14 protein-coding genes are annotated in these 12,737 nt (G+C 64.1%); 7 read left to right on the top strand and 7 right to left on the bottom strand.

Annotated features, from left to right (window positions below; translation table 11 throughout):
- Window positions 1-4 precede the first annotated feature (4 nt).
- From PVA39_RS21370 to PVA39_RS21340, 7 genes are all read left to right on the top strand, one after another.
- Window positions 5-1,255 (top strand): sarcosine oxidase subunit beta family protein, encoded by a 1,251-nt coding sequence (locus PVA39_RS21370; protein ID WP_274125751.1) that lies wholly within the window; start codon window positions 5-7, stop codon window positions 1,253-1,255.
- A gap of 55 nt (window positions 1,256-1,310) precedes the next feature.
- Window positions 1,311-1,637, top strand: coding sequence for a sarcosine oxidase subunit delta (locus tag PVA39_RS21365; protein WP_274125750.1), 327 nt, complete (start codon window positions 1,311-1,313; stop codon window positions 1,635-1,637).
- The gene (locus PVA39_RS21360; RefSeq protein ID WP_274125749.1) at window positions 1,634-4,651 is read left to right on the top strand and encodes a sarcosine oxidase subunit alpha; all 3,018 of its coding nucleotides are present in this window, start codon (window positions 1,634-1,636) and stop codon (window positions 4,649-4,651) included. Before PVA39_RS21365 ends, PVA39_RS21360 begins: the two co-directional genes overlap by 4 nt.
- Window positions 4,644-5,273, top strand: coding sequence for a sarcosine oxidase subunit gamma (locus PVA39_RS21355; RefSeq protein ID WP_274125748.1), 630 nt, complete (start codon window positions 4,644-4,646; stop codon window positions 5,271-5,273). Before PVA39_RS21360 ends, PVA39_RS21355 begins: the two co-directional genes overlap by 8 nt.
- Window positions 5,274-5,531: 258 nt before the next feature.
- Window positions 5,532-6,389 carry a formyltetrahydrofolate deformylase gene (gene purU, locus PVA39_RS21350; protein WP_274125747.1) on the top strand — a complete coding sequence of 286 codons (858 nt, stop codon included), beginning with the start codon at window positions 5,532-5,534 and terminating at the stop codon, window positions 6,387-6,389.
- Window positions 6,390-6,606: 217 nt separating this feature from the next.
- Complete coding sequence (fdhA, locus tag PVA39_RS21345) at window positions 6,607-7,806, top strand: formaldehyde dehydrogenase, glutathione-independent (RefSeq protein WP_075929728.1); 1,200 nt, start codon at window positions 6,607-6,609, stop codon at window positions 7,804-7,806.
- A 209-nt stretch (window positions 7,807-8,015) separates the two neighbouring features.
- Window positions 8,016-8,450: a VOC family protein gene (locus PVA39_RS21340; RefSeq protein WP_274125746.1), complete on the top strand. Its 435-nt coding sequence runs from the start codon at window positions 8,016-8,018 to the stop codon at window positions 8,448-8,450.
- 201 nt (window positions 8,451-8,651) lie between these two features.
- Here PVA39_RS21340 and PVA39_RS21335 read toward each other — a convergent pair whose 3' ends face one another.
- The 7 genes from PVA39_RS21335 to hisI all read right to left on the bottom strand — a co-directional run bounded on the left by PVA39_RS21335 (window position 8,652) and on the right by hisI (window position 12,712).
- Complete coding sequence (locus tag PVA39_RS21335) at window positions 8,652-9,545, bottom strand: acyltransferase (protein WP_274125745.1); 894 nt, start codon at window positions 9,543-9,545, stop codon at window positions 8,652-8,654.
- Between the two features lie 232 nt (window positions 9,546-9,777).
- Complete coding sequence (locus PVA39_RS21330; RefSeq protein WP_274125744.1) at window positions 9,778-10,485, bottom strand: 16S rRNA (uracil(1498)-N(3))-methyltransferase; 708 nt, start codon at window positions 10,483-10,485, stop codon at window positions 9,778-9,780.
- Window positions 10,482-11,282 carry a twin-arginine translocase subunit TatC gene (gene tatC / locus PVA39_RS21325; RefSeq protein ID WP_274125743.1) on the bottom strand — a complete coding sequence of 267 codons (801 nt, stop codon included), beginning with the start codon at window positions 11,280-11,282 and terminating at the stop codon, window positions 10,482-10,484. The genes PVA39_RS21330 and tatC overlap by 4 nt, the downstream gene beginning before the upstream one ends.
- A gap of 2 nt (window positions 11,283-11,284) precedes the next feature.
- A complete protein-coding gene (tatB, locus tag PVA39_RS21320) occupies window positions 11,285-11,668 on the bottom strand; it encodes a Sec-independent protein translocase protein TatB (protein WP_274125742.1) in 384 nt (127 codons plus the stop codon).
- Between the two features lie 8 nt (window positions 11,669-11,676).
- Window positions 11,677-11,952, bottom strand: a complete 276-nt coding sequence (locus PVA39_RS21315; RefSeq protein WP_093507538.1) for a twin-arginine translocase TatA/TatE family subunit — start codon at window positions 11,950-11,952, stop codon at window positions 11,677-11,679.
- A 24-nt stretch (window positions 11,953-11,976) separates the two neighbouring features.
- A complete protein-coding gene (locus PVA39_RS21310; protein ID WP_075929721.1) occupies window positions 11,977-12,318 on the bottom strand; it encodes a phosphoribosyl-ATP diphosphatase in 342 nt (113 codons plus the stop codon).
- On the bottom strand, window positions 12,311-12,712 hold the full coding sequence (gene hisI / locus PVA39_RS21305; RefSeq protein ID WP_274125741.1) for a phosphoribosyl-AMP cyclohydrolase: 402 nt from the start codon (window positions 12,710-12,712) through the stop codon (window positions 12,311-12,313). The genes PVA39_RS21310 and hisI overlap by 8 nt, the downstream gene beginning before the upstream one ends.
- Window positions 12,713-12,737: the final 25 nt, after the last annotated feature.

Raw genomic sequence — 12,737 nt, 5'->3', positions numbered from 1 at the left:
ACCCATGCAGCGCTATTCCGGCTTTGGCCTGTTCAAGCATTCTTTCAGCCACCATGAAAACTGGCAGCGCATGTGGCGCAACCCGACGCCCAAGCCGGTTTACGATGTGGTCATCGTCGGCGGGGGCGGCCACGGCCTGGCCACGGCCTATTACCTGGCCAAGGAGTTCGGCGTGAAGAACGTCGCCGTGGTCGAGAAGGGCTGGCTGGGCGGCGGCAACACCGCGCGCAACACCACCATCGTGCGTTCCAACTACCTGTGGGACGAGTCGGCGCACCTCTACGAGCACGCGATGAAGCTGTGGGAGGGCCTGTCCCAGGATCTGAACTACAACGTCATGTTCTCCCAGCGCGGCGTGTTCAACCTTGGCCATACCCTGCAGGACATGCGCGACATCGAGCGTCGGGTCAGCGCCAACCGCCTCAACGGTATCGACGGCGAAGTGGTCGACGCCAAGCAGGTGGCGGAGATGATTCCGTACCTGGACTGCTCGAAGAACACTCGTTATCCGGTGCTCGGCGCTTCGCTGCAGCGCCGTGGCGGCGTGGCCCGCCATGACGCCGTGGCCTGGGGCTTCGCCCGCGCCGCCGACGCCCTGGGCGTCGACCTGATCCAGCAGACCGAAGTGATCGGCTTCCGCAAGCAGGATGGCGCGGTGATCGGTGTGGAAACCAGCAAGGGCTTCATTGGCGCCAAGCGCGTCGGCGTGGTCGCCGCCGGTAATTCCGGGCACCTGGCCAAGCTCGCCGGCTTCCGCCTGCCGCTGGAGTCGCATCCGCTGCAGGCACTGGTTTCCGAGCCGATCAAACCCATCATCGACACGGTGATCATGTCAAACGCCGTGCACGGCTACATCAGCCAGTCCGACAAGGGCGACCTGGTCATCGGCGCCGGCATCGACAGCTACAACGGCTATGGCCAGCGCGGTTCCTACCCGACCATCGAGCACACCCTGCAGGCCATCGTCGAGATGTTCCCGGTGCTTTCGCGGGTGCGCATGAACCGTCAGTGGGGTGGCATCGTCGACACCACGCCCGACGCCTGCCCGATCATCGCCAAGACGCCGGTGAAGAACCTGTACTTCAACTGCGGCTGGGGCACCGGTGGCTTCAAGGCCACGCCGGGCTCGGGCAACGTGTTCGCGGCCAGCCTCGCCAAGGGCGAGATGCACCCGCTGGCCAAGGCCTTCTCCATCGAGCGCTTCCACAACGGTGCGCTGATCGACGAGCACGGCGCAGCCGGTGTGGCGCACTGATTAAGGCGCCCTCTCTCGTTGAGAGAGGGACGATGGTTTTCTGGAGGTCCCGAACATGCTGCACATCTTCTGCCCACACTGTGGCGAACTGCGTTCCGAAGAAGAATTCCACGCCGGCGGCCAGGCGCACATTCCGCGCCCGCTGGACCCGAATGCCTGCACCGACGCGGAGTGGGGCGAGTACCTGTTCTTCCGCGACAACCCGCGCGGCATCCACCACGAGCTGTGGATCCACGCCGCCGGCTGCCGCCAGTACTTCAACGTCACCCGTCACACGGTGAGCTACGAGATTCTCGAAACCTACAAGATCGGCGAGCGCCCCAGCGTCACTGAGGCTGGCGTCGCCGCGCAAAAGGCCGCTGACCAAGGAGTAACGGCATGAGCCAGGTCAATCGTCTTTCCCAGGGTGGCCGCATCGATCGCAGCCAGCCGCTGACCTTCAACTTCAACGGCCAGACCTACCAGGGCTATGCCGGTGATACCCTGGCCGCCGCGCTGCTGGCCAACGGCGTCGACGTGATCGGCCGTAGCTTCAAATACTCTCGCCCGCGCGGCATCATCGCCGCCGGCGCCGAAGAGCCCAATGCCGTGCTGCAGATCGGCTCCACCGAGGCGGCGCAGATCCCCAACGTGCGCGCCACCCAGCAGGCGCTGTACCAGAACCTGACCGCTACCAGCACCAACGGCTGGCCGAGCGTGAACACCGACCTGATGGGCATTCTCGGCAAGGTCGGCGGCGGCATGATGCCGCCCGGTTTCTACTACAAGACCTTCATGTACCCGCAGAACCTGTGGCTGACCTACGAGAAGTACATCCGCAAGGCCGCCGGCCTAGGCCGTGCGCCGAAGGAAAACGACCCGGACATCTACGACTACATGAACCAGCACTGTGACGTGCTGGTGGTCGGCGCCGGCCCCGCCGGCCTGGCTGCGGCCCTGGCTGCCGGTCGCAGTGGCGCGCGGGTGATCCTGGCCGACGAGCAGGAAGAGCTTGGCGGCAGCCTGCTCTCCACCCGCGAGATGCTCGACGACAAGCCCGCCGCCGAGTGGGCCGCCAAGGCCATCGCCGAGCTGCAGACCATGCCGGAAGTGACCCTGCTGCCGCGCGCCACGGTCAACGGCTATCACGACCATAACTTTCTGACCATTCACCAGCGCCTCACCGACCACCTCGGCGAAGTCGCCCCCATGGGCCAGCCGCGCCAACGTCTGCACCGTGTCCGTGCCGGCCGCGTGGTGCTGGCCACCGGCGCCCACGAGCGCCCGTTGGTGTACGGCAACAACGATGTGCCCGGCAATATGCTGGCCGACGCCGTATCGACCTACGTACGCCGCTACGGCGTAGCGCCCGGCCAGAAGCTGGTACTGTCGACCAACAACGATTACGCCTACCGCGTGGTGCTCGACTGGCTCGATGCCGGTCGCCAGGTGGTGGCCGTGGCCGACGCCCGCAACAACCCGCGTGGCAGCTGGGTCGAGGAAGCGCGCCGGCGTGGCGTGCGGGTACTCACCGGCAGCGCCGTGGTCGAAGCGCGCGGCAGCAAGCGCGTCACCGGTGCGCGCATCTGCGCCATCGACGCCGCCAAGCACAAGGTCACCAGCCCAGGCGAGACCGTTGATTGCGACCTGATCGTCAGCTCTGGCGGCTACAGCCCGGTGGTGCATCTGGCCTCGCACCTGGGCGGCCGCCCGGTGTGGCGCGAAGACATCCTCGCTTTCGTACCCGGTGAAGGCTTCCAGAAGCGTTACTGCGCCGGTGCCGTGAACGGTGTGTTCGGCATGGGCGACAGCCTCGCCGATGGTTTCGAGGCCGGCGCCAAGGCGGCTGCCGATGCGGGCTTCCAACCGGTCACCGGCACCCTGCCGAAGGCCGAGAAGCGCATCGAGGAAGCCTCGCTCGCGCTGTTCCAGGTGCCCCATGACAAGGGCACGTCGCGGGCGCCGAAGCAGTTCGTCGACCAGCAGAACGACGTCACCGCCGCCGGCATCGAGCTGGCCACCCGTGAGGGCTTCGAGTCGGTCGAGCACGTCAAGCGCTACACCGCGCTGGGCTTCGGTACCGATCAGGGCAAGCTGGGCAACATCAACGGTCTGGCCATCGCCGCACGCTCGCTGGGCATCAGCATCAGCGAAATGGGCACCACCATGTTCCGCCCGAACTACACCCCGGTGACCTTCGGCGCCATCGCCGGTCGTCACTGCGGCGAGCTGTTCGAGCCCAAGCGCTACACCGCTCTGCAGAAATGGCACCTGCAGCAGGGCGCCGAGTTCGAGGACGTCGGCCAGTGGAAACGCCCCTGGTACTTCCCGAAGAACGGTGAGGACATGCACGCAGCCGTGGCCCGTGAGTGCAAGGCCGTGCGTAATGCGGTGGGCATTCTCGACGCCTCGACCCTCGGCAAGATCGACATTCAGGGCCCGGACGCCCGCGAGTTCCTCAACCGCGTGTACACCAACGCCTGGACCAAGCTGGACGTGGGCAAGGCCCGCTACGGCCTGATGTGCAAGGAAGACGGCATGGTCTTCGACGACGGCGTCACCGCCTGTCTGGCCGACAACCATTTCGTCATGACCACCACCACCGGCGGCGCCGGCCGTGTGCTGGAGTGGCTGGAAATCTACCACCAGACCGAATGGCCGGAGCTGAAGGTGTACTTCACCTCGGTCACCGACCACTGGGCAACCATGACCCTGTCCGGCCCCAACAGCCGCAAGCTGTTGGCCGAAGTCACCGACATCGACCTGGACAAGGACGCCTTCCCGTTCATGACCTGGAAGGAAGGCAAGGTCGGCGGTGTGCCGGCTCGCGTGTTCCGCATCTCCTTCACCGGTGAGCTGTCCTACGAAGTCAACGTGCAGGCCGACTACGCCCTGGGCGTTCTCGAGCAGATCGCCGAGGCCGGCAAGAAACACGGCCTGACGCCTTACGGCACCGAGACCATGCACGTGCTGCGCGCCGAGAAGGGCTTCATCATCGTCGGCCAGGACACCGACGGCTCGGTCACCCCGGACGACCTGGGCATGGGCTGGTGCGTCGGCCGCACCAAGCCGTTCTCCTGGATCGGCTGGCGCGGCATGAACCGTGAGGACTGCCTGAAGGAGAATCGCAAGCAGCTGATCGGTCTCAAGCCGGTGGACCCGAACAAGGTGCTGCCCGAAGGCGCCCAGCTGGTGTTCGATCCCAAGCAGTCGATTCCGATGACCATGGTCGGCCACGTCACCTCCAGCTACATGAGCGCCGCGATGGGCCATTCCTTCGCCATGGCCCTGGTTCGTGGCGGCCTCAAGCGCATCGGCGAGCGTGTGTATGCGCCGCTGGTCGATGGCAGCGTGATCGAAGCCGAAATCGTCAGTCCCGTGTTCTATGACCCGAAAGGGGACCGCCAGAATGTCTAACGTCAACGTCTACAAGCAACGCCCCGACGACATCGCCGGGCAATCACCACTGCACCACGCCGGCCTGCACGAACTGGCCGGCAAGGGCCGCGCCGGCGCCGGGGTAACGCTGCGCGAGAAAAAACTGCTGGGCCATCTGGTACTGCGCGGCGACGCCGCCGATGCCAACTTCGCTGGCGGCGTGCACAAGGCCCTGGGCCTGGAGCTGCCAGGCGCGCTGACCCTGGTGGCCAGCGGCGATACCTCGCTGCAGTGGCTGGGCCCGGATGAATGGCTGCTGATCGTGCCTGGCGGTAGTGAGTTCGAGGTCGAGGGCAAACTGCGCGCCGCTCTTGATGGCCAGCACATCTCGGTGGTCAACGTTAGCGGCGGGCAGACTCTGCTGGAGCTGTCCGGGCCGAAGGTGCGCGAACTGCTGATGAAGTCCAGCAGTTACGACGTGCACCCGAAGAATTTCCCGGTAGGCAAGGCAGTCGGCACGGTGTTCGCCAAGTCGCAACTGGTGATTCGCCACACCGGCGAAGACACCTGGGAACTGCTGATCCGCCGCAGCTTCTCCGACTACTTCTGGCTGTGGCTGCAGGATGCCAGCGCCGAGTATGGGCTGGCTGTGGAGGCCTGAGGTCTCGTTGCAGACAAGGGCAGGATGGCGGCGAAAGTAGCCATTCTGCACTTCACTGTGGGAGCGGGCCATGCCCGCGAAAAAATTGCGGGCATGGCCTAGGCATCCCTGCCAGTTTCCACATTATCGAGTACTAACCGCCGCTCCTGCTTTAGCTTCACCACTCCCCAAAGGCTGCGCACAAACGCAGCCAACGACGCTCCCCGTCGTGCACTGCCGGTCGGCGCATGGGAGCGATCTGCATAAGGAATCGCTTTCATGAGCCGCACCCCTGATACCTGGATTCTCACCGCCCACTGCCCCAGCGTGCTGGGCACCGTGGATGTGGTGACCCGCTACCTGTTCGAGCAGGGCTGCTACGTCACCGAGCACCACAGCTTCGATGACCGCCTGGCCAGCCGTTTCTTCATTCGCGTGGAATTTCGTACCCAGGCCGATTTCGATGAGGCGACCTTTCTCGCCGGCCTCAACGAGCGCACTGCGCCGTTCGACATGCGCACCGAGCTGACGTCGCCGGGCTACCGCGCCAACGTGGTGATCATGGTGTCCAAGGCCGACCACTGCCTCAACGACCTGCTCTACCGCCAGCGCACCGGCCAGTTGCCGATGGACATCACCGCCATCGTTTCCAACCATCCGGACCTCAAGCCGCTCGCCGACTGGCACGGCATCCCGTACCACCACTTTCCCCTCGACCCCAACGACAAGCCCGCCCAGGAGCGCCGGGTGATGCAGGTGGTCGAGGACACCGGCGCCGAGCTGGTGGTGCTTGCCCGCTACATGCAGGTGCTGTCCGCCGACCTGTGCCGCAAGCTCGACGGCCGGGCGATCAATATCCACCACTCGCTGCTGCCCGGCTTCAAGGGTGCCAAGCCGTACCACCAGGCGTACCAGAAGGGCGTGAAACTTGTCGGTGCCTCGGCGCACTTCATCAACAATGACCTGGACGAAGGCCCGATCATCACCCAGGGAGTGGAAAGCGTCGATCATGCGCACTATCCCGAGGATCTGGTGGCAAAAGGCCGCGATATCGAGTGCCTGACCCTGGCTCGCGCAGTCGGCTACTTCCTCGAACGGCGGGTATTCCTCAACGCCAATCGCACCGTAGTCCTCTAACCGGAGGCGGTGCCGCACAGAGAACGGCGGCTGTCGGTTTTGCATCCGCGGCCGTGCCATACGCTAGCTAGTCTGGCTAGACCATTCGCGCTGCCCTCATCGTCAGCACGACAGCTCGGTAGCCGTCCTGCCCTTACCGGCGGGTGCCGAGACAGACGCTTCAATACTCCATCGCAAGACCTCGCGCCTTGCATCCACAAGAAGAAAGGAGATTCATATGTCTGGTAATCGCGGTGTCGTCTATCTCGGCACAGGCAAGGTCGAAGTCCAGAAGATCGACTATCCGAAGATGCAGGATCCGCGCGGTCGCAAGATCGAGCACGGCGTCATTCTGAAGGTCGTTTCCACCAACATCTGCGGCTCCGACCAGCACATGGTGCGCGGCCGTACCACCGCCCAGGTCGGCTTGGTGCTCGGTCACGAGATCACCGGTGAAGTGATCGAGAAGGGCAGCGACGTCGAGAACCTGAAGATCGGTGATCTGGTCTCGGTACCGTTCAACGTCGCTTGCGGCCGCTGCCGCTCCTGCAAGGAACAACACACCGGCGTGTGCCTGACCGTCAACCCGGCGCGTGCCGGCGGCGCCTACGGCTACGTGGACATGGGCGACTGGACTGGCGGCCAGGCCGAGTACGTGCTGGTACCGTATGCCGACTTCAACCTGCTCAAACTGCCGAACCGCGACAAGGCGATGGAGAAGATCCGCGATCTGACCTGCCTGTCCGACATCCTGCCGACCGGTTACCACGGCGCCGTCACTGCAGGCGTTGGCCCAGGCAGCACAGTGTACATCGCCGGTGCCGGCCCGGTCGGCCTGGCTGCTGCAGCCTCGGCGCGTCTGCTGGGCGCCGCAGTAGTGATCGTCGGTGACGTCAACCCGGTGCGCCTCGCTCACGCTAAGGCCCAGGGTTTCGAAATCGCCGACCTGTCCAAGGACACGCCGCTGCATGAGCAGATCGCCGACCTGCTCGGCGAACCGGAAGTGGATTGCGCGGTCGATGCGGTGGGCTTCGAAGCTCGCGGCCACGGCCATGCCGGTGCCCAGCACGAAGCGCCGGCCACGGTGCTCAACTCGCTGATGGGCGTGGTGCGGGTCGCCGGCAAGATCGGTATTCCCGGTCTTTACGTCACCGAAGATCCGGGCGCAGTCGATGCTGCCGCGAAGATCGGCAGCCTGAGCATCCGCTTCGGCCTTGGCTGGGCCAAGTCGCACAGCTTCCATACCGGCCAGACCCCGGTGATGAAGTACAACCGCGCCCTGATGCAAGCCATCATGTGGGACCGCATCAACATCGCCGAAGTGGTGGGTGTGCAGGTGATCAGCCTGGACGACGCACCGCGCGGTTACGGCGAGTTCGATGCCGGCGTGCCGAAGAAATTCGTCATCGACCCGCACAAGACCTTCAGCGCCGCCTGAAGCTGAAAAAGCGGAGCACAAGGGCTCCGCTTTTTCTTGCTGATCGTGCCCGCGCTCTGCGTGGGCATGCCGCCCGTGACGCTATTACGGTACGGACGCAGAGCGTCCTGCCAACGCGTTCCCACGCAAAGCGTTGGAACGATCACCTTTTTCTTTCGACGGCTGGTTCGGCTGCTACCCTGTCAGGCTCGACCTGCAAGGAGCACCTCATGAGCTTTGACCGACGGATTTCCCTGATCACCCTGGGCGTTGCCGATGTACAGGCCAGCGCCGCCTTCTACGAGCGCCTGGGCTGGACGCGCTCGTCCGCGTCCCAGGAGCAGATCGTGTTCATCAAGCTCAAGGGCCTTGCCCTGGGGTTGTTCTCCCGTGAGGAACTGGCCAAGGACGCCCACTTGCCCGAAGCCGGCCAAGTGGGCTTTTCCGGCGTGACTCTGGCGCACAATCTGGAAAGCCCGGAAGCCGTGGACGCGGCCATGGCCCTCGCAGTGGCCGCTGGTGCACGGCAGGTCAAGGCGCCGGAGAAAGTATTCTGGGGCGGTTATTCCGGCTACTTCGCCGACCCGGACGGGCATCTCTGGGAGCTGGCGCACAACCCCTTCGCGCCGCTCGACGAGGCCGGCCATATGATCCTGCCGGACTGATACAGTCGTTTCCTGTTTACGATCTTTATGTGAAACGGCAGGTAAAACGCAAAAGCAGCCGTCACCGATTCATTGTGGGAGCGCGCCATGCACGCGAAAAATCGCGGGCATGGTCCGCTCCCACAGGTACTGCGCGGATGTCCGCTCCCGCCACTTTGTTGCCAATATGACCGAGCCTGGGCTGAGAGATCATAGACAGGCTCAGCCCCTGGCTTCCTGCTTCAGCCGAGCGATCAGCGCATCCTTCTCTTCCCACAAGCCGCTGACCCATTCCTGCACGTACAGGCGGAAGTCCGCATCGTTCTGGTAGTCGCCCTGCCACAGCGCCGGCTCCAGAGGCAGTGTGCGAATATCCATGATGACTTTCGGTACCTGGCCGCTGATCAGTTTCCAGAAGCCCGGTGGCGTGTCCTCGACGTAGACCAGGGTGACGTCGAGAATCGCGTCGAGCTGCTCACCCAGGGCCGCCAGTACGAAAGCCACACCGCCGGCCTTGGGCTTGAGCAGATGTTGGTAGGGCGAGCCCTGCTGCGCTTTTTTGGCCGGGGTGAAGCGCGTGCCCTCCAGGTAATTGACCACGGTAACCGGCAGATCCCGGAATTTCTCGCAGGCGCGGCGGGTGATCTCCAGATCCTGGCCTTTTAGGTGCGGGTGCTTCTCCAGCTTGGCTTTGCTGTAGCGCTTCATGAAGGGGTAATCCAGCGCCCAGAACGCCAGGCCGAGAAAGGGCACCCAGATCAGCTGCTGCTTGAGGAAGAACTTGAAGTAGGGCGTCTTGCGGTTGAAGGCCTGCACCAGGGCGGGAATGTCGACCCAGGACTGGTGGTTGCTGATGACCAGGTAGGACGTGTCCTGGCGCAGTTCGGCGTTGCCGCGGATGTCCCACTGGGTCGGTGTGAGCGCGGCGAAGATGCGCTTGCAGTTCTCAGCCCACGCCTCGGCGATATGCATCACCTGGCGCGAACAGGCCGCCTTCAGCGCCTTGCTGGGCAGCACGAACTTGCCGAGGGCGATGAGCATCATCGGCCCGATCAGGATCAGCGTATTGAGCAGCAACAGCAGGATGACGGTGATGCCGGTGAGCAGACGGCGCATGACAGCTCCTTGTGGGCACGAGGTGTTCATCATAGGCAGAGCGCATGCTGGCGCCAAACCGTTGCTTAGGGCAAGGCGTTACCGGATGTCCCGTTGAGGCGGACGATGGTCTGCTTTTGTGGGAGCGGGCCGTGCCCGTGATTTTTCGCGGGCATGAACTAGGCGTCCCCGCACGCTCCTACAGGAAGTGTGCGGTGGCTTCTGCCACCACACACCTGCCTAAACGAGTCGCTCAGAACAACCTGGCCAATAGCGCGGTAACAGCCGTTTCCACCCGCAAGATCCGCTCACCCAGCTGCACCGGCTGCAAACCCGACTCGGCCAGCTTCTCCACCTCATAGGGAATCCAGCCGCCTTCAGGGCCGATAGCCAGGGTTACGGGTTGCTCGACGGCGCGCGGGCAGGCCGGGTAGTCGCCGGGGTGGCCGGTCAGGCCGAGGGTGCCGGCGGCCAGTTGCGGCAGGCGGTCCTCGACAAAGGGCTTGAAGCGCTTCTCGATGATCACCTCGGGCAGCAGCGTATCGCGGGCCTGTTCCAGGCCGAGGATTAGTTGCTCGCGAATCGCGTCCGGCTCGAGAAAGGGCGTCTGCCAGAAGCTTTTTTCCACCCGGTAGCTGTTGAGCAGGATCAGCCGCGGTACGCCCATGGCGCTGACGCTCTGCAGCACGCGCTTGAGCATCTTCGGGCGCGGCAGGGCGAGCAGCAGGGTGATCGGCAGCTTGGCGGGTGGCGGCTGATCGAAGGCGACCTGCAGTTCGGCGCTCGTCGCATCCAGCTGCAGCAGTTGGCCGCGGCCCATCTGGCCGCCGAGGCGGCCGACCCGCAGGGTGTCGCCGTTCTCGGCGCGGTGTACCTCATTGAGATGGCTGAGACGCCGACCGCTCAGGCGCACCCGGTCGGCGGCGACGAAGTCGCCGTCCTCGAGCAGCAACAGGTTCATGGCTGGACGCTGGGCGGCTGGTCGGTCGGTGCGTTCTCGTCTCTGTCTTCTTCATCCGGCTGGCCGCGGCGCGTGCGCACCAGGCTGCCGGCCAGGATGCCCAGCTCGAACAGCAGCCACATCGGCACGGCAAGCAGGGTCTGGGAGAAGATGTCCGGCGGGGTGAGGATCATGCCGACCACGAAGCAGCCGATGATCACGTACGGACGGATCTTGCGCAGGTACTCGACGTCGACGATGCCGATCCAGATCAGCAGCACCACGGCTACCGGCACTTCGAAGGCCAGGCCGAAGGCGAAGAACAGGGTCATGATGAAGTCGAGGTAACTGGCGATGTCGGTCATCATCGACACGCCTTCGGGCGTCACGCTGGCGAAGAAATGGAAGATGATCGGGAACACCAGGAAGTAAGCGAAGGCGATGCCGGCGTAGAACAGAATGATGCTGGAGACCAGCAGCGGAATGGCGATGCGCTTCTCGTGCTTGTACAGCCCCGGTGCGATGAAGCCCCAGACCTGATGCAGGATCACCGGCATGGCCAGAAATACCGCGACGATCATGGTCAGCTTGAAGGGCGTAAGGAACGGCGAGGCCACGTCGGTGGCGATCATCGTCGCCCCTTCGGGCAGGTACTGGCGCAGCGGCGCCGACACCAGGGTGTAGATCTTCTGGGCAAAGTAGAACAGCCCGGCGAAGATCAGAAAGATCGCCGCCACGCAGCGCAGCAGGCGCGTGCGCAACTCGGCAAGGTGGGAAACCAGCGGCATTTCCTGGTCGTTGTCGGGGATGCGACTCATGGTTACGTCGTCTTGTCCTGGCTGGCGGCGGGCGTTGGAGCGGTCTGAGTGGCGGGCACCGGTGCGGGCTTGGCCGGCGCCTGTGCAGCGGGCTCGACGACCGGTGGCGGCGGCACGCTGGCCTGGGGCGCGGGCGGCAGGATGTCGTTCTTGACCGCCTGCATTTCGCGCTCCAGTTCGAGGATGCGTTCGTTATGCAGTTGCCGACGGATTTCGTCGGCGCCGATCTCGCGCTCGACTTCTTCCTTGATCGAATTGAAGCTGCGCTTGATGCGCCCGATCCACAGCCCAGCCGTGCGTGCGGCACCCGGCAGGCGCTCGGGGCCGAGCACCAGCAGGGCTACCAGCCCGACCAGCAGCAGCTCGCTGAAACTGATACCGAACATGATTTGCCTCAGTCTTTACGCAGCGGTTCTTCGACCTTGCTGGCCTGGCCTTCAACGGTGTGCGGCTGGTTCAGCGGCGCCTGCTGCTGGTAAGGCTGTTGCGGTTGCTGCGGCTGTTGTGCGTGCGGGTCGCTCGGCTTGCCGTCTTCCTCGTTCATCGCCTTGCGGAAACCCTTGATGGTTTCACCGAGGTCCGAACCCAGGTTCTTGAGTTTCTTGGTACCGAACACCAGCACCACGACGATCAGAATGACGACCCAGTGTTTCCAGTCGAAAATGCCCATGTCTCGTTATCCTCGTCAGCGTCTTTATTGAGTGTCACTGTCGCTGCGCGCGGCTTTTTCCGCGTGCCCCGACAGGCCAAAACGGCGATCCAGTTCATCGAGCACCGCCTGCGGGTGCTGATCCAGCGCGGCCAGCATGACCAAGCTGTGGAACCACAGGTCGGCGGTTTCGTAGATCAGGTCGCTGCAGTCGCCGCTGCTGGCGGCGTCCTTGGCGGCAAGAATGGTTTCCACCGATTCCTCGCCGACCTTCTCCAGAATCTTGTTCAGGCCCTTGTGGTACAGGCTGGCCACGTACGAGCTGTCCGGCGCCGCGCCCTTGCGCGACTCCAGCACCTCGGCCAGGCGCTTGAGGGTATCAGTCATGGCGATGCTCCGGCGAATAGATGGTGTGCGGATCTTTCAGCACCGCATCGACGGTTTTCCAGGCACCGTTCTCGAACACCCGGTAGAAGCAGCTCTCGCGGCCGGTATGGCAGGCGATGCCGCCCAGTTGCTCGACCATCAGCACGATCACGTCGGCGTCGCAGTCCAGGCGCAGCTCATGCAGCTTCTGCACGTGGCCGGACTCCTCGCCCTTGCGCCACAGCTTGCCACGCGAACGTGACCAATAAATGGCGCGCTGCTCGCTGGCGGTCAGTTCCAGGGCTTCGCGGTTCATCCAGGCCATCATCAGAATGCGCCCGGTCTGGTAGTCCTGGGCGATGGCCGGGATCAGGCCGTTGTCGTCCCACTTGATTGCATCTAGCCAGTCGTTCATTGCATTTCCATCTTCAATCGAAGCC

Source organism: Pseudomonas sp. CNPSo 3701, from assembly GCF_028674975.1.
Lineage (GTDB): Bacteria > Pseudomonadota > Gammaproteobacteria > Pseudomonadales > Pseudomonadaceae > Aquipseudomonas > Aquipseudomonas straminea.
Note: the sequence above shows the minus strand (reverse complement) of the source record. Positions and strands in the feature narration are given on the sequence as shown.

Bases quoted from the DNA above. Each gene is read 5' to 3' on its own strand.
- PVA39_RS21355 (WP_274125748.1), top strand. From the start codon at position 4,644: ATGTCTAACGTCAACGTCTACAAGCAACGCCCCGACGACATCGCCGGG.
- PVA39_RS21360 (WP_274125749.1), top strand. From the start codon at position 1,634: ATGAGCCAGGTCAATCGTCTTTCCCAGGGTGGCCGCATCGATCGCAGC.
- purU (WP_274125747.1), top strand. From the start codon at position 5,532: ATGAGCCGCACCCCTGATACCTGGATTCTCACCGCCCACTGCCCCAGC.
- tatB (WP_274125742.1), bottom strand. From the start codon at position 11,668: ATGTTCGGTATCAGTTTCAGCGAGCTGCTGCTGGTCGGGCTGGTAGCC.
- hisI (WP_274125741.1), bottom strand. From the start codon at position 12,712: ATGAACGACTGGCTAGATGCAATCAAGTGGGACGACAACGGCCTGATC.
- PVA39_RS21310 (WP_075929721.1), bottom strand. From the start codon at position 12,318: ATGACTGATACCCTCAAGCGCCTGGCCGAGGTGCTGGAGTCGCGCAAG.
- PVA39_RS21370 (WP_274125751.1), top strand. From the start codon at position 5: ATGCAGCGCTATTCCGGCTTTGGCCTGTTCAAGCATTCTTTCAGCCAC.
- tatC (WP_274125743.1), bottom strand. From the start codon at position 11,282: ATGAGTCGCATCCCCGACAACGACCAGGAAATGCCGCTGGTTTCCCAC.
- PVA39_RS21340 (WP_274125746.1), top strand. From the start codon at position 8,016: ATGAGCTTTGACCGACGGATTTCCCTGATCACCCTGGGCGTTGCCGAT.
- PVA39_RS21365 (WP_274125750.1), top strand. From the start codon at position 1,311: ATGCTGCACATCTTCTGCCCACACTGTGGCGAACTGCGTTCCGAAGAA.
- PVA39_RS21335 (WP_274125745.1), bottom strand. From the start codon at position 9,545: ATGCGCCGTCTGCTCACCGGCATCACCGTCATCCTGCTGTTGCTGCTC.
- fdhA (WP_075929728.1), top strand. From the start codon at position 6,607: ATGTCTGGTAATCGCGGTGTCGTCTATCTCGGCACAGGCAAGGTCGAA.
- PVA39_RS21330 (WP_274125744.1), bottom strand. From the start codon at position 10,485: ATGAACCTGTTGCTGCTCGAGGACGGCGACTTCGTCGCCGCCGACCGG.
- PVA39_RS21315 (WP_093507538.1), bottom strand. From the start codon at position 11,952: ATGGGCATTTTCGACTGGAAACACTGGGTCGTCATTCTGATCGTCGTG.